This window comes from Streptomyces sp. NPDC012474 (genome assembly GCF_042955185.1).
Lineage (GTDB): Bacteria > Actinomycetota > Actinomycetes > Streptomycetales > Streptomycetaceae > Streptomyces > Streptomyces cahuitamycinicus.
This window is the reverse complement of record NZ_JBIBEP010000014.1, coordinates 94,805-113,786: the sequence shown is the minus strand read 5'-3', so window position 1 is coordinate 113,786 and position 18,982 is coordinate 94,805. Positions and strand designations below refer to the sequence as shown.

Genomic DNA, 18,982 nt, shown 5'->3' with positions numbered 1-18,982 from the left:
CCCGTGATCACCGGCTGTCACCACGCGGGAGTGTGCCCCGCTCCACGTGCCTGCGCGTGCGGCGTAGGGCTCGACGGTTCGAAGGGGCGCGCCGTGGCCATGCCCGCCAGCAGGCCCGCTCCCACCGCCACCGCCGTGAAGCTCAGCGCGTTGCCGATCGCGGCGATGGCGGCGAGCGCCGTCAGGGCCGCGCCGGCGGTGAGCGCCACCGGGGTCGGGCGCGGGCCGCGCCACAGCGCGTACAGGACCCAGCCGAACGCCGCCGCGAGCAGGGCCACGCCGACGATCCCCTGTTCGGCCGCCTGCTGCAGGGGCGCCGAGTGCGGCTTGCCGTCGGAGAGCAGAGACTGGGCGGACGTCGTGCTCAGCTCCCCGAAACGTCCCGGCCCGGCCCCCAGGGCGGCGTCCTCGCCCAGCAGCTGCCATGCGTCCTGCCACAGCCGCACCCGGTGCGGCGTCAGCCGCCCCTCCAGAGCGGCCAGGAACCCGCCCGATCCGGCCTGCGCGGCGACCGCCCAGACCAGGCCGGTCACCACGGCGGCGACCGCGGCCAGTACGGCCATCCCGGCGCCGCGGTGACGGGTGCGGCCGGCGGCCAGAGAGCACACCAGCACCGCCGCACACGTCACGAGTCCGGTGGTCGAGCCGAGCACGGCCGCCAGCACCGCGGTACCCGCGGCCAGCAGGCGCAGGGTGAACCGAACGGCCGGAACCGGCGTGGACCAGGCCGCACAGCAAACGGCACCGGCCGACAGCGTCAGGACGGCGGCCGTGGCCCCGGCATGCCCGAGGGGCGCGGCGATCTGCGGTCCCGGAGCGAGGTGCGGAACGGCCACCGTCAGCGCGATGCCGGCCAGTGCCCCGGCGAAGGGCGCGCCGACCGGCAGCAGCGCCCCGCTGATCCGCCCGGCCGCGTATCCCGCGGCCACGGCCAGTACCGCCAGGAGAACCCCCTCGGGCCTGCCGTCGTGCACGGCCGCCGTGATCAGGGACCAAGCGGCGCAGGTGCCCAGCACCACGACACCCGCCGCGTCAGAAACGATTCGTCTCTCGCCGTCCGCGTCCGGCCCGGACGCGGACGTCACCCCACTGGAACCCACCCCGCCCGCCCCCCGGCGCACCTTCGCCCCCGACTTGTGAAGACCCCGGCCGCACAGGCCGCCACCGGCCGCACGACTGAGGCTTGGCACACGGTAACGGCTGGTCGGCGGTTTGGGGATGTGTCGTGACGAAATGAACAGGGAGCCCGTCCACCCCGCGTACCGCGCTGTCGGCCCCGAGGTCACGCGCCTTAGACTCCGGGAGTGACCGTCACCGCAACCTCCGTCGGCGAGTCGGACCAGCTGGAGCCGCGGATCGCGCCCGGGGCGTGGACCTGGGCCCGGCGGCTCGTGCGTCTCGTTCCGGCCGCCGCAGCCGCGCTCTCCGGCCTGCTCCTCTACGTCTCCTTCCCGCCCCGCACGCTGTGGTGGCTGGCGCTGCCGGCCTTCGCCGTCTTCGGCTGGGTGCTGCGCGGGCGCGGCTGGAAGGCCGCACTGGGCCTCGGCTACCTCTTCGGCCTCGGCTTCCTGCTGCCGCTGCTGGTGTGGACGGGAGTGGAGGTGGGGCCGGGCCCCTGGCTCGCCCTGGTGGCGATCGAGGCGCTCTTCGTCGCCCTCGTCGGCGCCGGCGTCGCGACCGTGTCGAAGCTGCCCGGCTGGCCGGTGTGGGCGGCCGCCGTGTGGATCGCCGGCGAGGCGGCACGCGCGCGTGCGCCCTTCAACGGCTTCCCCTGGGGGAAGGTCGCCTTCGGTCAGGCGGACGGTGTGTTCCTGCCGCTCGCCGCGGTGGGCGGCACCCCGGTGCTCGGCTTCGCGGTGGTGCTGTGCGGCTTCGGACTGTACGAGGTCGTCCGGCTGGCCCGGCAGTGGCGGCGGACCGGTGAGGTACGGCGCTCCGCCGCGGCCCTGGGTCTGCTGAGCCTGGCCGTCCCGGTCGCGGGCGCCGTCGCCGCCCGGCCCCTGGTCAGCGACACGGCAGAGGACGGCAGCGCCACCGTTGCGGTGATCCAGGGCAACGTGCCCCGCGCCGGCCTCGACTTCAACTCCCAGCGGCGAGCCGTGCTCGACCACCACGTGCGCGAGACGGAACGCCTGGCCGCCGAGGTCAAGGCGGGCAAGGTCGCGCGGCCCGACTTCGTGCTGTGGCCGGAGAACTCCTCCGACATCGATCCCTTCGCCAACCCCGACGCCCGCGCCGTCATCGACACGGCGGCCAAGTCCATCGGGGTGCCCATCTCGGTCGGCGGTGTCGTCGAGCGCGACGGCAAGCTGTACAACGAGCAGATCCTGTGGGACCCGGCGAAGGGCCCCGTCGACACCTACGACAAGCGCCAGATCCAGCCGTTCGGCGAGTACCTGCCGCTGCGCTCGCTCATCGGCGCGATCAACCCGAACTGGACGGCCATGGTCCGCCAGGACTTCAGCCGGGGCACCAAGCCGGGCGTGTTCACCATGGACGGCGCCAAGGTCGGCCTCGTCACCTGCTATGAGGCCGCCTTCGACTGGGCCGTGCGCTCCGAGGTCACCGACGGCGCCCAGATGATCTCCGTGCCCAGCAACAACGCCACCTTCGACCGCAGCGAGATGACCTACCAGCAGCTCGCCATGTCCCGCGTACGAGCGGTGGAGCACAGCCGGACCGTGACCGTGCCGGTGACCAGCGGTGTCAGCGCGATCATCATGCCGGACGGCCGGATCACCCAGAAGACCGGCATGTTCGTGGCCGACTCACTGGTGCAGAAGGTGCCGCTGCGGTCCTCGCAGACCCCCGCCACCCGGCTCGGCGTCCTGCCGGAGGTCGCGCTCGTGGTGGTCGCGGCCGGCGGACTCGGCTGGGCCGTCGGCGCCGGACTGCGCAAACGACGCGCCGGGGACGTGTAGCCGTACGCGGGTCGCACACCGCCTGAATCGCGCCGGGGCAGCGGAAGGGGCCCATTAGGGTCGACGGCATGGCTACTCCCGACTTCATCAGCACACTCCGTAACTCGGCCGGTCATCAGCTGCTCTGGCTCCCCGGCGTCACCGCCCTCGTCTTCGACGACGAGGGCAGAGTGCTGCTCAACCGGCGGGCCGACACCCGCAGGTGGTCCGTGCTCGGCGGCATCCCCGACCCGGGGGAGCAGCCGGCGGCCTGCGCGGTGCGGGAGGTTCACGAGGAGACGGGCGTGCGCTGCGTCGCCGAACGGGTCGTTCTCGTCCAGGCACTGGAGCCCGTCACGTACGAGAACGGTGACACCTGCCAGTACATGGACATCACCTTCCGCTGCCGGGCCGTCGGCGGTGAGGCTCGGGTCAACGACGACGAGTCGCTGGACGTGGCCTGGTTCGACGTCGACGCTCTGCCCGAGCTGAACGAGTTGGGTCTGCTCCGGATCAAGCAGGCACTGTCGGACGCCCCCACATGGTTCGACCCCACTGCCTTCGGCTGAACTATGGGTTGTGACCACATGGGGTGAGGCCTGGGCGCTGCCTAGGGTCGAACCATGACCGTGTCCCGTGCCCCCCTGGCCTCCCACGCCTCCCCGCTCGACCTGGGCGGCCGCACCGCGCTCGTCACCGGCGCCGCCGGCGGCATCGGCCGTGCCTGCGTGCTGCGGCTCGCGGCCGCCGGGGCCAAGGTGAGAGCGGTCGACCGGGACGCCGCGGGCCTGGAGGAACTGGCCGGCCAGGGGCACGGCCTCGCCGGCACGGTGGAGCCGCACGTCCTCGACCTCACCGACCTGGACGCCGCCGAACTCGCCGCCGCGGGCACCGATGTCCTCGTCAACAACGCCGGGCTCCAACTTGTGTGCCCCATCGAGGAGTTCCCGCCGGAGGTGTTCCACACGGTGCTCACCGTGATGCTGGAGGCGCCGTTCCGGCTCATCCGCGGGGCCCTGCCCCACATGTACGCGCAGGGATGGGGCCGCGTCGTGAACGTGTCGTCCGTCCACGGACTGCGCGCATCGGCCTACAAGTCGGCCTATGTGGCCGCCAAACACGGTCTGGAGGGACTGTCCAAGACCACCGCCCTCGAAGGCGCGCCCCACGGTGTCACCTCGAACTGTGTGAACCCCGCCTATGTGCGCACCCCACTGGTCGAGAAGCAACTGGCCGACCAGGCGCAGGCACACGGCATCCCCGAGGAGCGCGTCCTGTCCGAGGTGCTGCTGCAGGACAGCGCCGTCAAGCGGCTGATCGAACCGGGGGAGGTCGCCGAGGCGGTGGCGTATCTGTGCGGTCCGCAGGCGTCCTTCGTGACCGGTGCTTCGCTCGTGCTCGACGGTGGCTGGACCGCCCACTGAGTAGTCGGCCCCGGCGGCCGGGGGAGTTGTCCACAGGGCTGACGGGACGGGCCGGTCATGGTGAATCCTGAGAGCATGTCCAGCGATCACGCGCAGTCCGCCGAAACGCCGTTCCTCGAGCTCCTGGCCCGGGGAGCGTCGGCCGATGCCTACGAGCAGCCGGAGCTGCTCGCGCGTGCCGAAGGGCGCCCGGCGGAGTGGATCGCCGCGCTCCGGCAGGCCCGGCCGCTCGCCCTGCGCGTACGCGCAGAGCTGGAGGGACGCCGCCGCCGCGAGGCCGAGCTGTCCGCACTGTTCGCGACCGCCCACGACCTCGCCGGGCTGCGCGACCTCGACGCCGTGCTCCAGGCGATCGTGCAGCGCGCCCGCTCGCTGCTGGGCACGGACGTCGCCTACCTCAGCCTGAACGACACCGAGCGCGGCGACACCTACATGCGGGTCACCGAGGGCTCGGTCGCGGCCCGGTTCCAGCAGCTGCGGCTCGGCATGGGGGAGGGGCTCGGAGGACTGGTCGCACAGACCGCGCGCCCCTATGTCACCGACGACTACTTCAAGGACGACCGTTTCCAGCACACCCTCGCCATCGACGCGGGCGTGCGCGACGAGGGGCTGGTGGCCATCCTCGGCGTGCCGCTGACGCTCGGGCACCACGTCATCGGCGTGCTGTTCGCCGCGGACCGCCGCGCCCGGGTCTTCGAGCGGGAGCAGATCGCCCTGCTCGGCTCCTTCGCCGCCCTCGCCGCGGCCGCCATCGACACCGCCAACCTCCTCGCCGAGACCAGGTCGGCCCTGGCCGGCCTGGAGCGTGCGAACGAGATCATCCGGGACCGCAGCGGCGTCATCGAGCGCGCCTCCGACGTGCACGACCGGCTCGCCGAACTCGTCCTGCGCGGCGGCGGGGTGCACGACGTGGCCGCCGCCGTATCCGAGATCCTCGACGGCACGGTCGAGTTCGCCGAGGCCGCCGCCGCACCTGCCGGGGCCCTGGAGAAGTCCGGCGCGCAGGGGCACGCGGTGCTGCACGAGGACGACTGGATCGCCGCCGTCGCCGCCGGGGGCGAACTGCTCGGAGCGCTCGTGCTGCGGGGCCACCCGGGGCTCGACCCGGTCGACCAGCGCACCCTGGAGCGTGCCGCGATGGTCACCTCCTTGCTGCTCCTGGCCCGCAGATCGGCCGCCGAGGCCGAACAGCGCGTGCGCGGTGAGCTGCTGGACGACCTGCTGGACGCCCGTGACCGCGACCCGCGCCTGCTGCGCGAGCGCGCGATCCGGCTCCACGCCGACCTCGACGCGCTCCACGTGGTGCTGGCCGCGCGACTGGAGGGCGGCGCGGCCGACGCCGACCAGGAGGCGGACGCCCGCAGACGCCTGGCAGCGGCGGCGTCCCACCTGGCCGCGACCGGGCACGGCCTGGCCGCCGCCCGCGACGGCGGCACCGTCCTGCTGCTGCCCCTCGGCCCCGGCGACACCGCCACCGACGCGGCCCGCCGTGCCGCCCGCCACCTGGGCACGGCGGTCCACGCACCGGTCACCGTCGGCGCTTCCGCACCCGCCGAGGACCTCGCCACCCGCCCCGAGACCGTGGCCACGGCCTACGGGGAGGCCCGCCGCTGCCTCGAAGCCCTACGCGTCCTCGGCCGCTTCGGTGACGGAGCCGCCGCCGAGGACTTCGGGTTCCTGGGGCTGCTCCTGGCCGGCGACCGGGACATCCCGGGCTTCGTCGACCGCACCATCGGCGAGGTCGTCGCCTACGACCGCCGACGTGGCACGGATCTGCTGGGCACCCTCGACGCCTACTTCGCCTGCGGCATGAGCCCCGCCCGCACCAAGGACGAACTGCACGTGCATGTGAACACCGTCGCCCAGCGCCTGGAACGCGTCGGCCGCCTCCTCGGCGACGACTGGCAGAGCCCTGCGCGGGCTCTGGAGATTCAACTCGCCCTGCGCCTGCACCGGTTGTCGGCACGAGAACGACGCTGACCTCATACGCGGAACGTTCGCCGACCCCCGCACGGAGAACGTTCGCCGCCGACCCCCGTACGCGCAACGTACGAGGGCAGGACGGCACGGGCCCCCGGCGCGTCAGGCGCGGGCGTCCTCCGGGGCGGCGGCCGCCCGGTCCGCTCCCTGACCGGAGGGCGGGACCACGTCGGCCAGATCCCGGTGGCGCGTTTCCTTGGCCGCCGCCACCGCGACGACCGTGAGCACGGCGGCGGCGATGACGTACAGGGCGATCGGCGTGGAGCTGCCGTAGTCGGCCAGCAGCGCGGTGGCGATCAGCGGCGCCGGCGCACCCGCCGCCACCGAGGCGAACTGCGCACCGATCGACGCACCGGAGTAGCGCATGCGCGTCGCGAACATCTCGGAGAAGAACGCGGCCTGGGGCGCGTACATCGCCCCGTGCAGGACCAGCCCGACGGTCACGGCGAGGATCAGGTTGCCGAAGCCGCCGGTGTCGATCAGCGCGAAGAACGGGAACATCCACAACCCGACACCGACCGCACCCATCAGATACACGGGCCGGCGGCCGATCCGGTCGGACAGCGCGCCCCACCCGGGGATGACGGCGAAGTGCACGGCCGAGGCGATCAGCACCGCGTTGAGCGCGGTCTGCTTGGAGACACCGGCCGAGGTGGTGGCGTACACGAGGATGAACGCGGTGATGACGTAGTAGCTGATGTTCTCCGCCATGCGCGCGCCCATGGCGACCAGCACGTCACGCCAGTGGTGGCGCAGCACGGAGACGATCGGCGCCTTCTCGGCCTCCGCGGCCACGTCCGCCTTGCGGGCCTCGGCCTGTGCCAACGCCTGCTTGAAGACCGGCGATTCATCGACAGACAGACGAATCCACATACCGACGACGACCAGCACACCGGAGAGCAGGAACGGCACCCGCCAGCCCCAGCTGCCGAACGCGGCGTCCGACAGCAGGGCCGTGAGCAGCGACAGCACACCGGTGGCCAGGAGCTGCCCCGCCGGCGCGCCGGTCTGCGGCCACGATGCCCAGAACCCACGCCGCCGCGCGTCCCCGTGCTCCGACACCAGCAGCACGGCACCGCCCCATTCCCCGCCGAGCGCGAAGCCCTGGACCAGCCGGAGCACGGTGAGCAGCACCGGCGCGGCCGACCCTATGGTGGCGTGCGTCGGCAGCAGCCCGATGGCGAAGGTGGCCCCGCCCATCAGCAGCAGACTCAGCACCAGCAGCTTCTTGCGCCCGAGCCGGTCACCGTAATGCCCGAACACCAGCGCGCCCAGCGGCCGGGCGGCGAACCCGACGGCGTACGTCAGGAACGACAGCAGGGTGCCCACGAGCGGGTCGGAGTCCGGGAAGAACAGCTTGTTGAACACGAGGGCGGCGGCGGAGCCGTAGAGGAAGAAGTCGTACCACTCGATGGTGGTGCCGATGAGACTGGCGGCGACGATGCGTTTGAGGCTGGCGGGGGGTGGGGGAGCGGTCGCGGGGGAGGTCATCGGCACCACTTCCTGGCGGTTGGCGGGGACGGTTGTGTGTCGCCATACCGTAGGAATCCGCAGGTCAGTGGCGTATGTGGTGGGACACCATAGTTCTGGGTGTGGAGGTGCGTGCGGCCACTATGGGGGCGTCGCCGGAGGCTCTGCGAGAGCCCCGATCGCGCCCGCGAGAGCACTGTCCGAGTTGCGCTGTGCGGGCATGATTTGGAGGTGGCGTGCTGACTCCCGTGCTGGTTTGGTGCTGACTAAAAGCCCATGTCATCACCCGTTCTCACCTCTCCCGTGCTGACTTGGTGCTGACTACGCTGCGTTGAACTCGGTCATCTGGCGCCGATCGGGCAGCAGCCGTTGCTTGGTCCTGCATGAAGCTGAGGCATGGGGGCGTTGGGATCAGGTCTGAGGTGAACGGAATGGTGGGCCTGTGCATGGTGCGGCGCCCGCGAGCGAACATCGTCTGCGCGGTTGCGTGGTGCGACACCCCGGCCGCGCATGCCGGAGCCGGCGATACCTCTGGTGCCGTGACCGTCGGATGCTTGCCGTGAGTGTGCTTGTGGATGGGGGACGGATCCGGTGAACCGGCCGAGAGCCTGGGAAGCCGATTGCTCGCCAAGCAGCGCCGCACCCTGGTGCACCGAGGACTACCGGCTCGACGCGCTGTCTTCGACCCGCCGGCCCTCACCCGCCCACGCGCCGTACTGGACTCAGAGATGGCCCTGCTCGGTGACCCGCCCGGCTGTGTAGGCCTGTTCCACTTGTTCTGGAACTGGATCGGGCGATCTCAGGAAGAGATCGTACAGGCGCGTCGGGACTGGATGGAAGGGACACGGTTCGGGGAGGTGAAGGGTACGACGGGGATCCGCTGCCCGCACCGGAACTGCACCAGGTGCCGTTGAAGCCGCGGGGAAGGGTGCGCTGACCTGCGGGAACGCGTCAACGTTCGTGTCCGCCGGGTGGAAGGCGGTCGGGTAACTCTCACTGTCTTCCACCTGCCTGCCGGAAGGCGTCCAAACAGCCGGCTGGCTCAGGCCGGTGCGGTTGGCGATTCCACAGTGTGGCTGTCTTTCGGTGGCTTTGGCAGGACTCTTGCTGACCTAATGCTGACTTTGCTGACGCCTCGGCGCGAGGGCCTGTCAGTGGACCGAGCCAGCGGCCCGCCTTGGGCCGGAATGTCGCCGAGGTGAGCAAAGCGTGCGGCAAGCGTCCGCGGACACGCCCATGCCCCGGGGAGCTACGGCGTTCTCAGGTCCGGGCCGCTACGGGAGGGGGCGCTGCGTGATCTGCTCGATCGCGGTTGCCTGGGACCAGACTGCCTGCCACTGGCCGTCTGCGTTCTCATAGGTGTCGGTGTGCCAGTAGCTCGCGCGGGGTACCGGGCGGTGCTTGAAGATGACCTCCAGGGTGGCCTGGTAGCGGATGACGGCGGCGTTCCCGTGAATGCGGACGTCGATGGGGCCGGGTTCCCATTCCACGTAGTTGATGTCTCCGGATGCGATCGCCTGGAGGTATGCGTCTTTGGAGAGCACGTGGCCGGCGGGGGTGACGAGCTGGAAGTCGGGTGCGTGCAGCTCGGAAGCGGTACTGATGTCGCCCGCGACGAGCGCTCGGAGTCTCGCCCGCTCGACGTGACGGATCTGCTCGGCGATCGCACCGTCGGCCGGGACGGCTGTCGTCTGCGCCATGGGGGATTCACTCCTGATGGGTCGAGAAGCCAAGCATTGGGTGTGGAGCACCCTAGATGACCAGCAAGTTTGGACTCATTGACGATGAGAGTCCATTACGTCAGCATTAGAGCATGGCAGACGACCGAACGGAACACATCCTCGATGCCGCGCTGACGGCTTTCTGCCAGTACGGCTACGGCAAGACCACGATGCAGGACATCGCCCGCGCCGCCGGGATGTCCCGGGCCGCTCTGTACCTGCATTTCCCCAGCAAAGAAGATCTCTTCCGCGCAGGGTCCCGCCGGGCGCACTCCCGGGCGCTCGGCGAGGTGGACACTGCTCTCGCCCAGCAGGGCGACGTGCTGCCCCGAGTCGATGCCGCGATGACCGCCTACTTTGGAGGACTCCTGGCGGAGATCTCGTCGAGCGTGCACGGCGGGGAGGTCCTCGGTGCGAGTCTCGACGTCGCCGGGGACATCGTCAGCGAGGCCCATGCGGCTCTGGTCACCCGGCTCGCCGGCGCACTGCAGACCGCGGCGGCAGCGGGAGAAGTGCAGTTTTCGACCTCCGACGCGACTGCCGAGGACATCGCACTTCTCCTCCTCGCAGTCGCGGACGGGCTGAGGAAGACGAGTGCGGCCCCGCAGTCGCTGCAGCAGCGGAAAGCGTTGTTCCTGCGCCTGGTGCACGCTGGGATCGCACCCGTGCACCAGGCAGACTCGGACGGCAACGCTCCGTCATAACGTCTCTGCACGCCTGTGCCCGTACCCGACACCCCAGGAGCCCACCTTGGCGACCCAGTGTGACCCGACCGTCCCCGCCGGGTGGTCGAGATGATCGTGAGCACGACGACGGGCCGGGTCCGCGGGCTTGGTACGGGCAGCATTACGGCGTTTAAAAGAGTGCCCTACGCAGCAGCCCCTGAGGGGATGCTGCCTTGCGGCCCCCGGAACCGGCCGCGCCGTGGGATGGGGTCCGCGACTGCGTCGGGTTCGGCGCGGCCCCGCCGCAACTGGCACCGGCACCCACCGCTCCACCGGCGTGGCGGCCCGGTGCCGGGCTGGACTGCCTGACGTTGAACGTATGGAGCCCAGACGTGGGCGCGGTGGGCCTGCCGGTCATGGTGTGGATCTACGGCGGCCTGTGGAAGCACGGCTCCTCCAACATGCCGCAGTACGACGCCTCCACCCTGGCCGACTCCGGAACCGTGGTGGTCACCTTCAACTACCGCGTCGGTTTCGAGGGCTTCGGATACCTGCCCGGGGTCGCGGACAACCGCGGGCTGCGCGATCAGATCGCCGCCCTGGAATGGGACCGGGACAACATCGCCGCCTTCGGCGGCGACCCCGCCAACGTGACCGTCTTCGGCCAGTCCGCCGATGCCGCCTCCACCGCCCTGCTCATGGCCGCGCCTGCCGCGCGCGGCCGGGGCGGCGGACATGATCGACTCCGTTCGGTAGTGGGGGTGGGGCGGGCAGCGGGGAACGGCCCTGGCGTCGCCTCAGGCCCCGCCGAAGTCGAGCAGGACCTTGCACGAGCGGGCGGGGTCGGCCGCGAGTTCGAACCCCTCCAGGGCATCCGCCACCGGGAGTACGGACGTGACCACCGGCTCGACGGGGAGGCGGCCGTCGGCCAAAGCCCGCAGACCTCGTCGAGTTCGTCGTCGAAGCGGAAGGAACCGACGAGTCGCAGCTCCCGTGTGATCAGGGCGTTCGCGGCCACCGGCGTGTCGCCGGGGGCAGCAGGCCGAGGCCCCCCACGAGCCCGCCGCGGTCGACTCCGTACACGCACGTGCGCAGTCGGGCCGGGTTGCCCGAGGACTCGATGGCGAGGTCCGCGGCGAGTTCCTCCAGTCCGCCTTCGGCGCCGGAGCCGAACCGCACGGTCGACGTGGCTCCCACCTGCTTGGCGGAGGCCAGCGGAGCCTCGTGCACGTCGGTCACGGTGATCTCGGCCGCGCCTGGCGGAGTACGAGTCAGGGGAGGGGAGACGGCCCTCGCACAGCAGCCGGAGTACGACGTGTGCGCGAAAGGCGCAGGCCGGAGATCCGGCAAGCGCCAGCACGGCCGCTACTTCTGGTACGACCCGGGCAAAGGTCCACGGGAGTGCAGATCGCGGCAATGCTGACCCGGCCGCTTTCATGACCCAGGGAGACGGTCAGGGGCAGACCCGCCGGTACGGCCGGTCGGGAATGTAAGAGCGCCACTGCGCCCGGGTCAGCTCCGCGTTCCCGGCACGGGAGCAGACAAGGGACACCGCTCGGTCAGGATCCACGACGTACCGCTGGAGCGGGACGTGCTCGCCGCCGGCGTACAGCATGGTGCTGTCCGGGCTGAAGGCGAGCGTGTCGACGCTCTCACCGGAGGTGGGCAGAGAAGGACCGAGAGGTTGCTGGGTTGCGATGTCCCAGAGTTGGACGGTGCCCTCGTCGCCGCCCACGGCGAGCGTGCTGCCGTCCGGACTGAAGGCGAGAGCCGTGATCGACTCGGCTGAGTCGGAGGACGGATCGACGGGGCCCGGAAAGACGTTCCTCAGGATGCCCGCTCGGTGGCGGAGGTCGCCGTCCCAGATGGCCACCCGCCCCGTCCCGTCGCCGGCCGCCAGGCCGGAGCCGTCGGGAGCGAAGGCGATGGCTGCGATGTCGTCGTGCTGGACGAGGTCATGGGCGTGGGATCGGCCCGTTCGGACGACGCGGTTGTCGGTCACGAGGAGCCCGCCGTCCCGGCTGACGGCCAGATGCCGGCCGGCAGGGCCGGGGAGGAGCGCCGTCCTCCGCCGCTGCGTGGTGTCCCATGTCTCGTTGGCGAAGCCGTCGTCGGTCAGACGTGCGGTGAGGAGCGTACGACCGCCCGGTCCCAGGGCGATCGCGTCCGGCGGCATCGCGGACGGCCTCGCCAGGTCCACCGTGGTCTTCGCCCGTCCGGCGGCCACGTCCCACACCGTCAGACGCTGAGGCACCGGGTCCCAGCCGGTGGCGGAGACTCCGTACGCGAACATGCCGCCGTCGGGGCTGAAGGACAGCAAGGGCTCGATGGCGTCCGCGGGGCCCGTCGGTTTGCCGGTGCGGAAGGCGGGGTGTGGTGGGTCCGGCAGGGTTCGCAGCAGACGGCCGTCGCGTGTGCTCCGCAACCGGAAGACGTAGCGGTCACCGATACGTTCGGCGGTGGCGAGCGTCCTGCCGTCGGGGCTGAGCCGGACCCCGGTGAGCGGACTCGTGCGCCAGGCGCGGGTGAGCGTCGCGGTGAGGTCGAGGGTGTGGACCGTGCCCCCTTCGAGATACCGCAACAGGGGCCGCGAGGAGTCCCAGGCGAGACCGGAGAGCGTCTCGTTGTTCAAGGAGTGCCGGAAAACGGGGGCGCCGCCGCCGGGCAGACGCCACACCCTGATCTCCTGGCCGCCGCCGGTCGCCAGAAACGAGCCGTCCGCGCTCACGACGGCGGCATCGGCACCCTGGTGGGCGACGTCGGCGAGCTCTCGTCCCGACGTGGTGTCCCATACACGCACCCGGTCCCCGGCGAGAGCGAGGACCCGGCCGCCGGTGAGGCCCAGGAAGACGTCGTCACCACAGACGCCGCGAGCGCTCGTCCAGGCGCCGGAGCGGACGCTGCGCGCGGAGGTGTCCCAGACCTGCGGGGCCAAGCCGCGCGGACAGACGGCCAGCAGCCGGTCGTCGGCCGCCGCGTGGGTGTGCTCCCCCCGGCCGGCCGACGGGGTCCGGAAGACCAGATGGCCGTCGGTGACCGAGTAAAGCCCAGCCCGGTCGTCGTCCGGGCTCCTCACCAGGTAATTGCGGCCACTTGCCCCGAAGGTCACGGTGTCCCCGAACGGCAGGGGATCCCCGATCCAGCGCCTCGTTCGCGTGTCCCACAGCCGCTGGGTCCTGTCAGCGGTCTGGATGACGAGCACCCGGCCGCCCAGACCCGCGGCGAGTATCGACCCGTGAGGTACCGGCCCTGAGGCGATACGGCGGTGGGTGTCTACATCCCACATCCGCCAGGTGGTGTTGTCGCTGGTGCTGAGCAGAGTACGCCCGGAGACGTCCAGGAACCGCGCCGGTTCGTCACCGGGCGCCGGGTCGGTGAAGTTGTCCAGTTCGGGCTGGGCCAGCGCGCCCAGCAGGGCTCGGCGGGACTCCGGTAGCGGAGAGGTGCGCCATGCGGCGACGCCGAGGAGCATCGCGGTGCGCGGGTCGGTGGTGCGCAGCGCCTCGGCGACCGCGGCCACCCGGCGGGCCGCCGTGTCGGTGGTCTGCTTCTCGCTGTCCTGGCGCAGTCGCACGGCGGTCAGGCCGACGACCAGGGCCACCGCCAGCACGGCGCAGAGCGAGGCCGTGAGGGTGCGGCTCCGGCGCCGGGCCCGGGTGGCGGCACGCTCCTCCGTCGCACGCTGCTCCGCCGCGGTGACCAGGAAGGCCGTCTCCTCGGACGTCAGACCGTCGTAGCCGCGGTCGTCGCCCGCGAACAGTTCCTCGGCCCGCGCCAGGCGGGTGCCCCGGTAGAGCGTGCCCGGGTCGCGGTCGTGCTCCAGCCACGTGCGGGCGGCGTCGGTCAGCTGCCGGTGGTGGCGCAGCCGCTCCCGGTCCGCGTCGATCCACTCGCGCAGCCGCGGCCAGGAGGTGATGAGTGACTCGTGGGCGAGCTGCACTCCGTCGTCGTCGGTGGTCAGCAGCCGGGCCCGGGTCAGCCGCCCGGCGACGGCTCGCACTGCGGGGTCCTCCCACCCGGCCATTTCCTCCCAGCTGAGCGGGCGGCGGGTGTCGGCGTTGCCCTGGCCGGGCTCGACCATCCGCAGGAGCAGGTGCCGGGCAGCGTGCGCCTGCGCAGGTGAGAGTTCCCCGTACGCCTCCTCGGCGCTGGCCGCGATCGCGCCGCGCACTCCGCCGGCCGCTTCGTACGCGGCCAGGGTCAGCATCCGTCCCTTGCGCCGCCGCCAGGTCTCCAACAGGGCGTGGGACAGCATCGGCAGTCCGCCCGGCTCGTCGAGCACGTCCTCGACGATCCGTGCGGTCAGTGTCCGCTCCACGATGAGTCCGGCCGCCTGCGCGGGACCGACCACCGCCTCGCGCAGCTCGTCCGCGTTCATGGGCCCGACCAGGAGTCCGCTCCCGTGGAGTGCCTCCGCCAGTCGTGTGTGCTCGGCGCACCGCGCATAGAAGTCGGACCGTACGGCGATGAGCACGCGCAGTCGGCTTCCCGGGTCGCGCGCGGCGAGCAGAAGGTCGAGGAAGCGGTCCCGCTCGGCGCGTTCGCGGCAGAGGGTGAAGACCTCCTCGAACTGATCCACCACCACCCAGCTCTCCGGATCGTCGGCCGTCGGTGTCAGCAGGTGTGCGTAGGTGGTGGCGGGCCGGGCTCCCGGAGTGAGGATCCGAAGCACCGCCGTATGCCCCTGCTGCGCGATCTTCTCCCGCAACAGGGGAATCAGACCGGCCCTCAGCAGGGAGGACTTGCCGCTGCCGGACGCCCCGAACACCACGGCGAACGCGGACCCGCACCACAGCTCGCTCAGCTCGTCGATCAGCCGGTCCCGGCCGAAGAACAGCTCACGGTCGTCCGGCTCGAAGCGCGTGAGGCCACGGTAGGGCGGTGCGGCGTCGGCATCCTCCTGCCTCTCCTCCCCGGCCAGCGCCTCGGCCTCCGCCCACCGTGCCTCCCACGGAGCGGGGTCGGCGCCGCATGCCTGGACGTACGCCTGGAGCACGCCCAACGACGGCAGCCGCTCGCCGCTCGCCGCTTTCGCCAGGGTCGTCACTGAGAAGCCGGCCTTCTTCGCCATGGCCCGGTACGACACGCCACCCGCCGAGCGGCGCAGCTCCCGAAGATCGTGGGCGAGTCGCTGCACGGGACCGGCCGCCGGGTCGACCGGTAGTTCGGGGCGCCCCATGGCGAAGCCTCTTTCACATACAAGGAAACATGCTGATCAGCGGCCCAAGGTACTTTTCGTCCCCCTCGGAGGGGAACTCTTTCCGACTGTGATGTTTGCCAGTGGGCTCGCGGAGGCGGCAACAATCAACGGCTCCGGCTTCCGCACTGTGTGATCGCAGACGAAGCGGCGGACAGCATCTCCTGTCACCACCCGGGTCGGGTCCCGAAGCCGACGTACACCGCCCACGGGATTGTCTGACCTGGCAAAAGGGAGGTGCCAAACAACTTTCCGGTTGCCAGTGTCGGCGCAGCAAGGCCGGAGGATCCCGGCACACTGAGCCACCCCAGGAAGAGCGCATGTCCTCCCCCGAAGCGATGACGATCCTCGGATCGGAAGCGCCTCGACAGTCGGCGCCATCGCCGCGACACCGCACCTGCAGGAACGCCGGCGGCCCTGTGCGGGCGGGGGTGAGTGCGGCCAGGAGCGCACCGGAAAGCACGGGTGCGGTCGCCTCGCCGAAGGTGAACACAGTGGCACCGACCAGCCATATCAACCGAAACCGGGGGGACGCCGCACGTGCGCATCGCCTTCCTGCTGCACAACGCCTACGCGATGGGCGGCACCGTACGGACGACCATGACACTCGCCGAATCGCTCGCCGGGAGACACCAGGTGGAACTCGTGTCGGTCTTCCGGCACCGCGAGAAGCCACAACTGGGGCGGTCGCCGAGGGTATCGCTGCGGGCCCTGGTGGACCGGCGCAAGGGATCCGAGGACGCGGCGGACCCCCTCGCCCAGCGGGCCGGGGAGATCTTCCCGAAGGGGGACAGCCGCTCCCACCAGTACCACCGGCTCGCCGAGCAGCGGGTCATCGACTGGCTGCGGGAGACGGACGCCGACGTCATCGTGGGCACCAGGGCCGGGCTCAACGCGCTGCTGGCGCGGTTCGGGCCACGACATGCCGTACGCGTCGGCCAGGAGCACCTCACCCATGACAACCACCCGCACCGCCTGCGGACGGAACTCCAGCGCTGGTACGGCGGTCTCGACGCGCTGATCACCATGACCGAGGCCGACGCGCGCGACCACCGGCGCGGCATGCGGCTGTCGCACACCCGGGTGCTGGCCATCCCCAACAGCGTCCCCGAACCCTCGGTGCCGCCTGCCGACGCGGCGGCCAAGGTCGTCGTCGCGGCGGGACGGCTGGCCCGCGTCAAGCGGTACGAGATGCTGGTCGACGCGTTCGCCCTGGCAGGTGCGGTCTGCCCCGACTGGTCCCTGCGCATCTACGGGGACGGCGCGGAGCGCGCCCGGATAGCCGACCGGATAGCCCATCACGGCCTGAGTGACCGGGTCTTCCTGATGGGTTCGGCCACTCCCATCGAGGCCGAGTGGGTCAAGGGCTCCATCGCCGCGGTGACCTCCGCGCACGAGTCGTTCGGGATGACGATCGTGGAGGCGATGCGCTGCGGCCTGCCCGTGGTGAGCACCGACTGCCCGCACGGCCCCGGCGAGATCATCCGCCACGGCGTGGACGGCTGTCTCGTCCCGCGCGACAGCACCCGGGGCGTGGCCGACGCGCTGCTGGCACTGATGCGGGACGACGGACGGCGTGCGGAGATGGGCAGAGCCGCTCGGGCCAGTGCGGAGAAACGATTCACCCCGGATGGTGTCGCCGACCGCTACGAGCGGCTGTTCAATGCCCTGGTGGAGGAGCGGGCCGGGTGGTCCACTCCTGAACCGCCGGGCCTGGCCGACCGTGCCGCCGTGCTCGCCGCCACGGCAGGCATCCTCGCCCGCGCAGTGGTGCGCCGCGGGCGGCGCAAGCTGGGCTGGGTCGGATGAACGCGGATCGCACAGCGGCCTCGGCACAGCGGATGCTGTGGATCGTGGTCGCCGGGTTCTGTCTGGTCTCGGCCGTCCTCGTACCGCTCACCCTGCCGCTCGGCTGGGACGAGCTCGTGTACGCCAGCCGCTTCGGACCGTACGGTCCCGCGACCCCCTTCAGCGCGCCGCGTACCCGTGGGGTTCCCCTGCTGCTTGCTCCGATCGCCTCTTGGAGCGACTCGACGGTGCTGCTCAGGGTGTGGCTGCTCCTGCTGGCCGGCGGTGCGCTGTGGCTGGGGTTCCGGCCCTGGCTGCGCATCGTGCACCGACCGGCGGCGGTGTGGGTGGCGGCCGGGCTGTACGGCAGCCTGTGGATCACTCTGTTCTACGCCGGTTCGGCGATGCCGAACCACTACACCGCGATGGGTGCCACCGCCGCGGTGGCCTGTTTCCTCGCGCCGCGTCCCCGGTACGCGGGTGTCGCGGCAGGCCTGGCGGTGGTGACCCTGATGCGGCCCAACGACGGTGTGGCCGTCGCCGCGCCGCTGCTCCTGGCCGCCGTGCTGATGCCCGCACTGCGCGGCCGCCTTTGGGGGCGTCTGTCGGCCGTGGTGGCAGGACTCGTGGCGGGTGCGCTGCCCTGGGTCGTCGAGGCCGAGGCGCGGTTCGGCGGGGTGCGGAACCGGCTCGCGGAGGCCGACCAGGTCCAGGGCGGTCTGCGGGCCGTCTTCTCCTTGCGCGCCCATCTCACCGCGCTGGACGGTCCCCTGCTGTGCCGTCCCTGTACGGGCGACGCCGTACGGCTGCCCGTGACGGAGTGGTGGGTGCTGCTGCCGCTGCTGGTCGGCCTGGGACTGTGGGCGGAGCGCCGGGCGCGCCGGTCCGCTGCGCCGCTGTGGCTGTCCGTGGCGGTGGCCGGGGCCACGGCGGCGCCGTATCTCTTCCTCGTCCCCTACGCCGCGCCGCGGTTCCTGCTGCCGGCCTACGCCCTGCTGGCGCTCCCTGCCGCTGTCGGGCTCCTCGCCGTCGTCCACCGGGCCCGCACCCGCCGTTCGCTGCCGACAGCCGCGGTGCTCGCCCTGGCACTCCTCGGTCACTGGGGCATCCAGGCCGGGCTCGTCCACACTCATGCGGGCATCCAGCAGCGGGCCCGCGGAGACTGGGACCGGATCGCCTCCGTGCTGCGTGAGCACGGGGTGCACCCGCCGTGTGTCCTCGCGGGGAACCGTTCGACGATTCCCATCGCCCACACCGCGGGCTGCTCGGTCACGGAGACGGATCCCCCTGCGCACCCCAGCGCGCTGGTCCTGCGCGAGCGGAAGCCACCGCACTGGGCGCGCGACTGGCCACGTTCTCCGGTGCCGGACACCTACAACCCCGGATGGACCGTCGTCGTGCGTCCATGACGGCCGGCTGTGCGGCTCAGGGCCGGTAGGGCGGTAAGGGCCCCGATGTCCACTTTGGCGCTGACGGCTCCCGAGGTGCCTTCGCGTCCGGGCCCGAACAGTGCAGAGCCCGGCGCATGCCCCGCGCCGTACGGCATGAAAGTCCTGCCGGAGCATGAGTCCCGCGCGTGACTGCTGAAGATCCTGCCGCCGCCCCGGCCGTGTCCTTGGCCGGCTGATTCCTCTCAGCGCCCACTGGGACGAACTGTGAGGGCTTCGGCCCGACGCGAAGAGGGGGCGGGGCGTCGAGCAGGTTGCCGGGCAGCCGCCGTAAGCCGACGGCGTCCTGCACCGGAGTGTCGCCCGCCAGATGTCGCTCGAAGGTGTCGAGCCGCGCGGCGAGCTCCGCGACCCGTCGCACCGCCGGTCCACCCTCGTGCCGTCGGGCT

Annotated in this window: 13 protein-coding genes and 2 pseudogenes; 9 read left to right on the top strand and 6 right to left on the bottom strand. The window is 71.7% G+C overall.

The features are described from left to right. Window positions 1-17: 17 nt before the first annotated feature. Window positions 18-1,085, bottom strand: a complete 1,068-nt coding sequence (locus ACFY9S_RS27620; RefSeq protein ID WP_391133066.1) for an O-antigen ligase family protein — start codon at window positions 1,083-1,085, stop codon at window positions 18-20. Window positions 1,086-1,304: 219 nt separating this feature from the next. Between ACFY9S_RS27620 and lnt the strand changes: the two genes are divergently transcribed. The 4 genes from lnt to ACFY9S_RS27600 all read left to right on the top strand — a co-directional run bounded on the left by lnt (window position 1,305) and on the right by ACFY9S_RS27600 (window position 6,304). Beyond that, complete coding sequence (lnt, locus tag ACFY9S_RS27615; RefSeq protein WP_391133063.1) at window positions 1,305-2,921, top strand: apolipoprotein N-acyltransferase; 1,617 nt, start codon at window positions 1,305-1,307, stop codon at window positions 2,919-2,921. 68 nt (window positions 2,922-2,989) lie between these two features. Beyond that, complete coding sequence (locus ACFY9S_RS27610) at window positions 2,990-3,469, top strand: NUDIX domain-containing protein (RefSeq protein WP_391133060.1); 480 nt, start codon at window positions 2,990-2,992, stop codon at window positions 3,467-3,469. A 54-nt stretch (window positions 3,470-3,523) separates the two neighbouring features. Next, window positions 3,524-4,324 carry a 3-hydroxybutyrate dehydrogenase gene (locus ACFY9S_RS27605; protein WP_391133058.1) on the top strand — a complete coding sequence of 267 codons (801 nt, stop codon included), beginning with the start codon at window positions 3,524-3,526 and terminating at the stop codon, window positions 4,322-4,324. Window positions 4,325-4,399: 75 nt separating this feature from the next. After that, complete coding sequence (locus tag ACFY9S_RS27600) at window positions 4,400-6,304, top strand: GAF domain-containing protein (RefSeq protein ID WP_391133055.1); 1,905 nt, start codon at window positions 4,400-4,402, stop codon at window positions 6,302-6,304. A 102-nt stretch (window positions 6,305-6,406) separates the two neighbouring features. Here ACFY9S_RS27600 and ACFY9S_RS27595 read toward each other — a convergent pair whose 3' ends face one another. After that, a complete protein-coding gene (locus ACFY9S_RS27595; RefSeq protein ID WP_391133052.1) occupies window positions 6,407-7,795 on the bottom strand; it encodes an MFS transporter in 1,389 nt (462 codons plus the stop codon). A 686-nt stretch (window positions 7,796-8,481) separates the two neighbouring features. Here ACFY9S_RS27595 and ACFY9S_RS27590 point away from each other — a divergent pair. Further along, window positions 8,482-8,711, top strand: a pseudogene (locus ACFY9S_RS27590) (pirin family protein); the annotation flags it as partial. 337 nt (window positions 8,712-9,048) lie between these two features. On the opposite strand, the gene ACFY9S_RS27585 reads toward ACFY9S_RS27590, so the two are convergent. Further along, window positions 9,049-9,474, bottom strand: a complete 426-nt coding sequence (locus ACFY9S_RS27585; RefSeq protein ID WP_391133049.1) for a DUF4440 domain-containing protein — start codon at window positions 9,472-9,474, stop codon at window positions 9,049-9,051. Window positions 9,475-9,587: 113 nt separating this feature from the next. Here ACFY9S_RS27585 and ACFY9S_RS27580 point away from each other — a divergent pair, with 113 nt between their 5' ends. Further along, the gene (locus ACFY9S_RS27580) at window positions 9,588-10,199 is read left to right on the top strand and encodes a TetR family transcriptional regulator (protein WP_391133046.1); all 612 of its coding nucleotides are present in this window, start codon (window positions 9,588-9,590) and stop codon (window positions 10,197-10,199) included. A gap of 194 nt (window positions 10,200-10,393) precedes the next feature. Beyond that, window positions 10,394-10,822: pseudogene (locus ACFY9S_RS27575) on the top strand (carboxylesterase family protein); the annotation flags it as partial. Between the two features lie 135 nt (window positions 10,823-10,957). Here the strand turns inward: ACFY9S_RS27575 and ACFY9S_RS27570 are convergent. From ACFY9S_RS27570 to ACFY9S_RS27560, 3 genes are all read right to left on the bottom strand, one after another. Then, the gene (locus ACFY9S_RS27570; protein WP_391133385.1) at window positions 10,958-11,092 is read right to left on the bottom strand and encodes a hypothetical protein; all 135 of its coding nucleotides are present in this window, start codon (window positions 11,090-11,092) and stop codon (window positions 10,958-10,960) included. A 67-nt stretch (window positions 11,093-11,159) separates the two neighbouring features. Next, complete coding sequence (locus ACFY9S_RS27565; protein ID WP_391133383.1) at window positions 11,160-11,390, bottom strand: hypothetical protein; 231 nt, start codon at window positions 11,388-11,390, stop codon at window positions 11,160-11,162. A 223-nt stretch (window positions 11,391-11,613) separates the two neighbouring features. After that, window positions 11,614-15,339: a helix-turn-helix domain-containing protein gene (locus tag ACFY9S_RS27560; RefSeq protein ID WP_391133043.1), complete on the bottom strand. Its 3,726-nt coding sequence runs from the start codon at window positions 15,337-15,339 to the stop codon at window positions 11,614-11,616. Window positions 15,340-15,897: 558 nt separating this feature from the next. Between ACFY9S_RS27560 and ACFY9S_RS27555 the strand changes: the two genes are divergently transcribed. Next, window positions 15,898-17,166 (top strand): glycosyltransferase, encoded by a 1,269-nt coding sequence (locus ACFY9S_RS27555; protein ID WP_391133040.1) that lies wholly within the window; start codon window positions 15,898-15,900, stop codon window positions 17,164-17,166. Further along, window positions 17,163-18,554, top strand: coding sequence for a hypothetical protein (locus tag ACFY9S_RS27550; RefSeq protein WP_391133038.1), 1,392 nt, complete (start codon window positions 17,163-17,165; stop codon window positions 18,552-18,554). The genes ACFY9S_RS27555 and ACFY9S_RS27550 overlap by 4 nt, the downstream gene beginning before the upstream one ends. Window positions 18,555-18,982: the final 428 nt, after the last annotated feature.

What these genes read in the sequence shown, in the direction of transcription:
- ACFY9S_RS27610 (WP_391133060.1), top strand. Translation starts at nt 2,990, where the DNA reads ATGGCTACTCCCGACTTCATCAGCACACTCCGTAACTCGGCCGGTCAT.
- ACFY9S_RS27605 (WP_391133058.1), top strand. Translation starts at nt 3,524, where the DNA reads ATGACCGTGTCCCGTGCCCCCCTGGCCTCCCACGCCTCCCCGCTCGAC.
- ACFY9S_RS27600 (WP_391133055.1), top strand. Translation starts at nt 4,400, where the DNA reads ATGTCCAGCGATCACGCGCAGTCCGCCGAAACGCCGTTCCTCGAGCTC.
- ACFY9S_RS27595 (WP_391133052.1), bottom strand. Translation starts at nt 7,795, where the DNA reads ATGACCTCCCCCGCGACCGCTCCCCCACCCCCCGCCAGCCTCAAACGC.
- ACFY9S_RS27585 (WP_391133049.1), bottom strand. Translation starts at nt 9,474, where the DNA reads ATGGCGCAGACGACAGCCGTCCCGGCCGACGGTGCGATCGCCGAGCAG.
- ACFY9S_RS27580 (WP_391133046.1), top strand. Translation starts at nt 9,588, where the DNA reads ATGGCAGACGACCGAACGGAACACATCCTCGATGCCGCGCTGACGGCT.
- ACFY9S_RS27560 (WP_391133043.1), bottom strand. Translation starts at nt 15,339, where the DNA reads ATGGGGCGCCCCGAACTACCGGTCGACCCGGCGGCCGGTCCCGTGCAG.
- ACFY9S_RS27550 (WP_391133038.1), top strand. Translation starts at nt 17,163, where the DNA reads ATGAACGCGGATCGCACAGCGGCCTCGGCACAGCGGATGCTGTGGATC.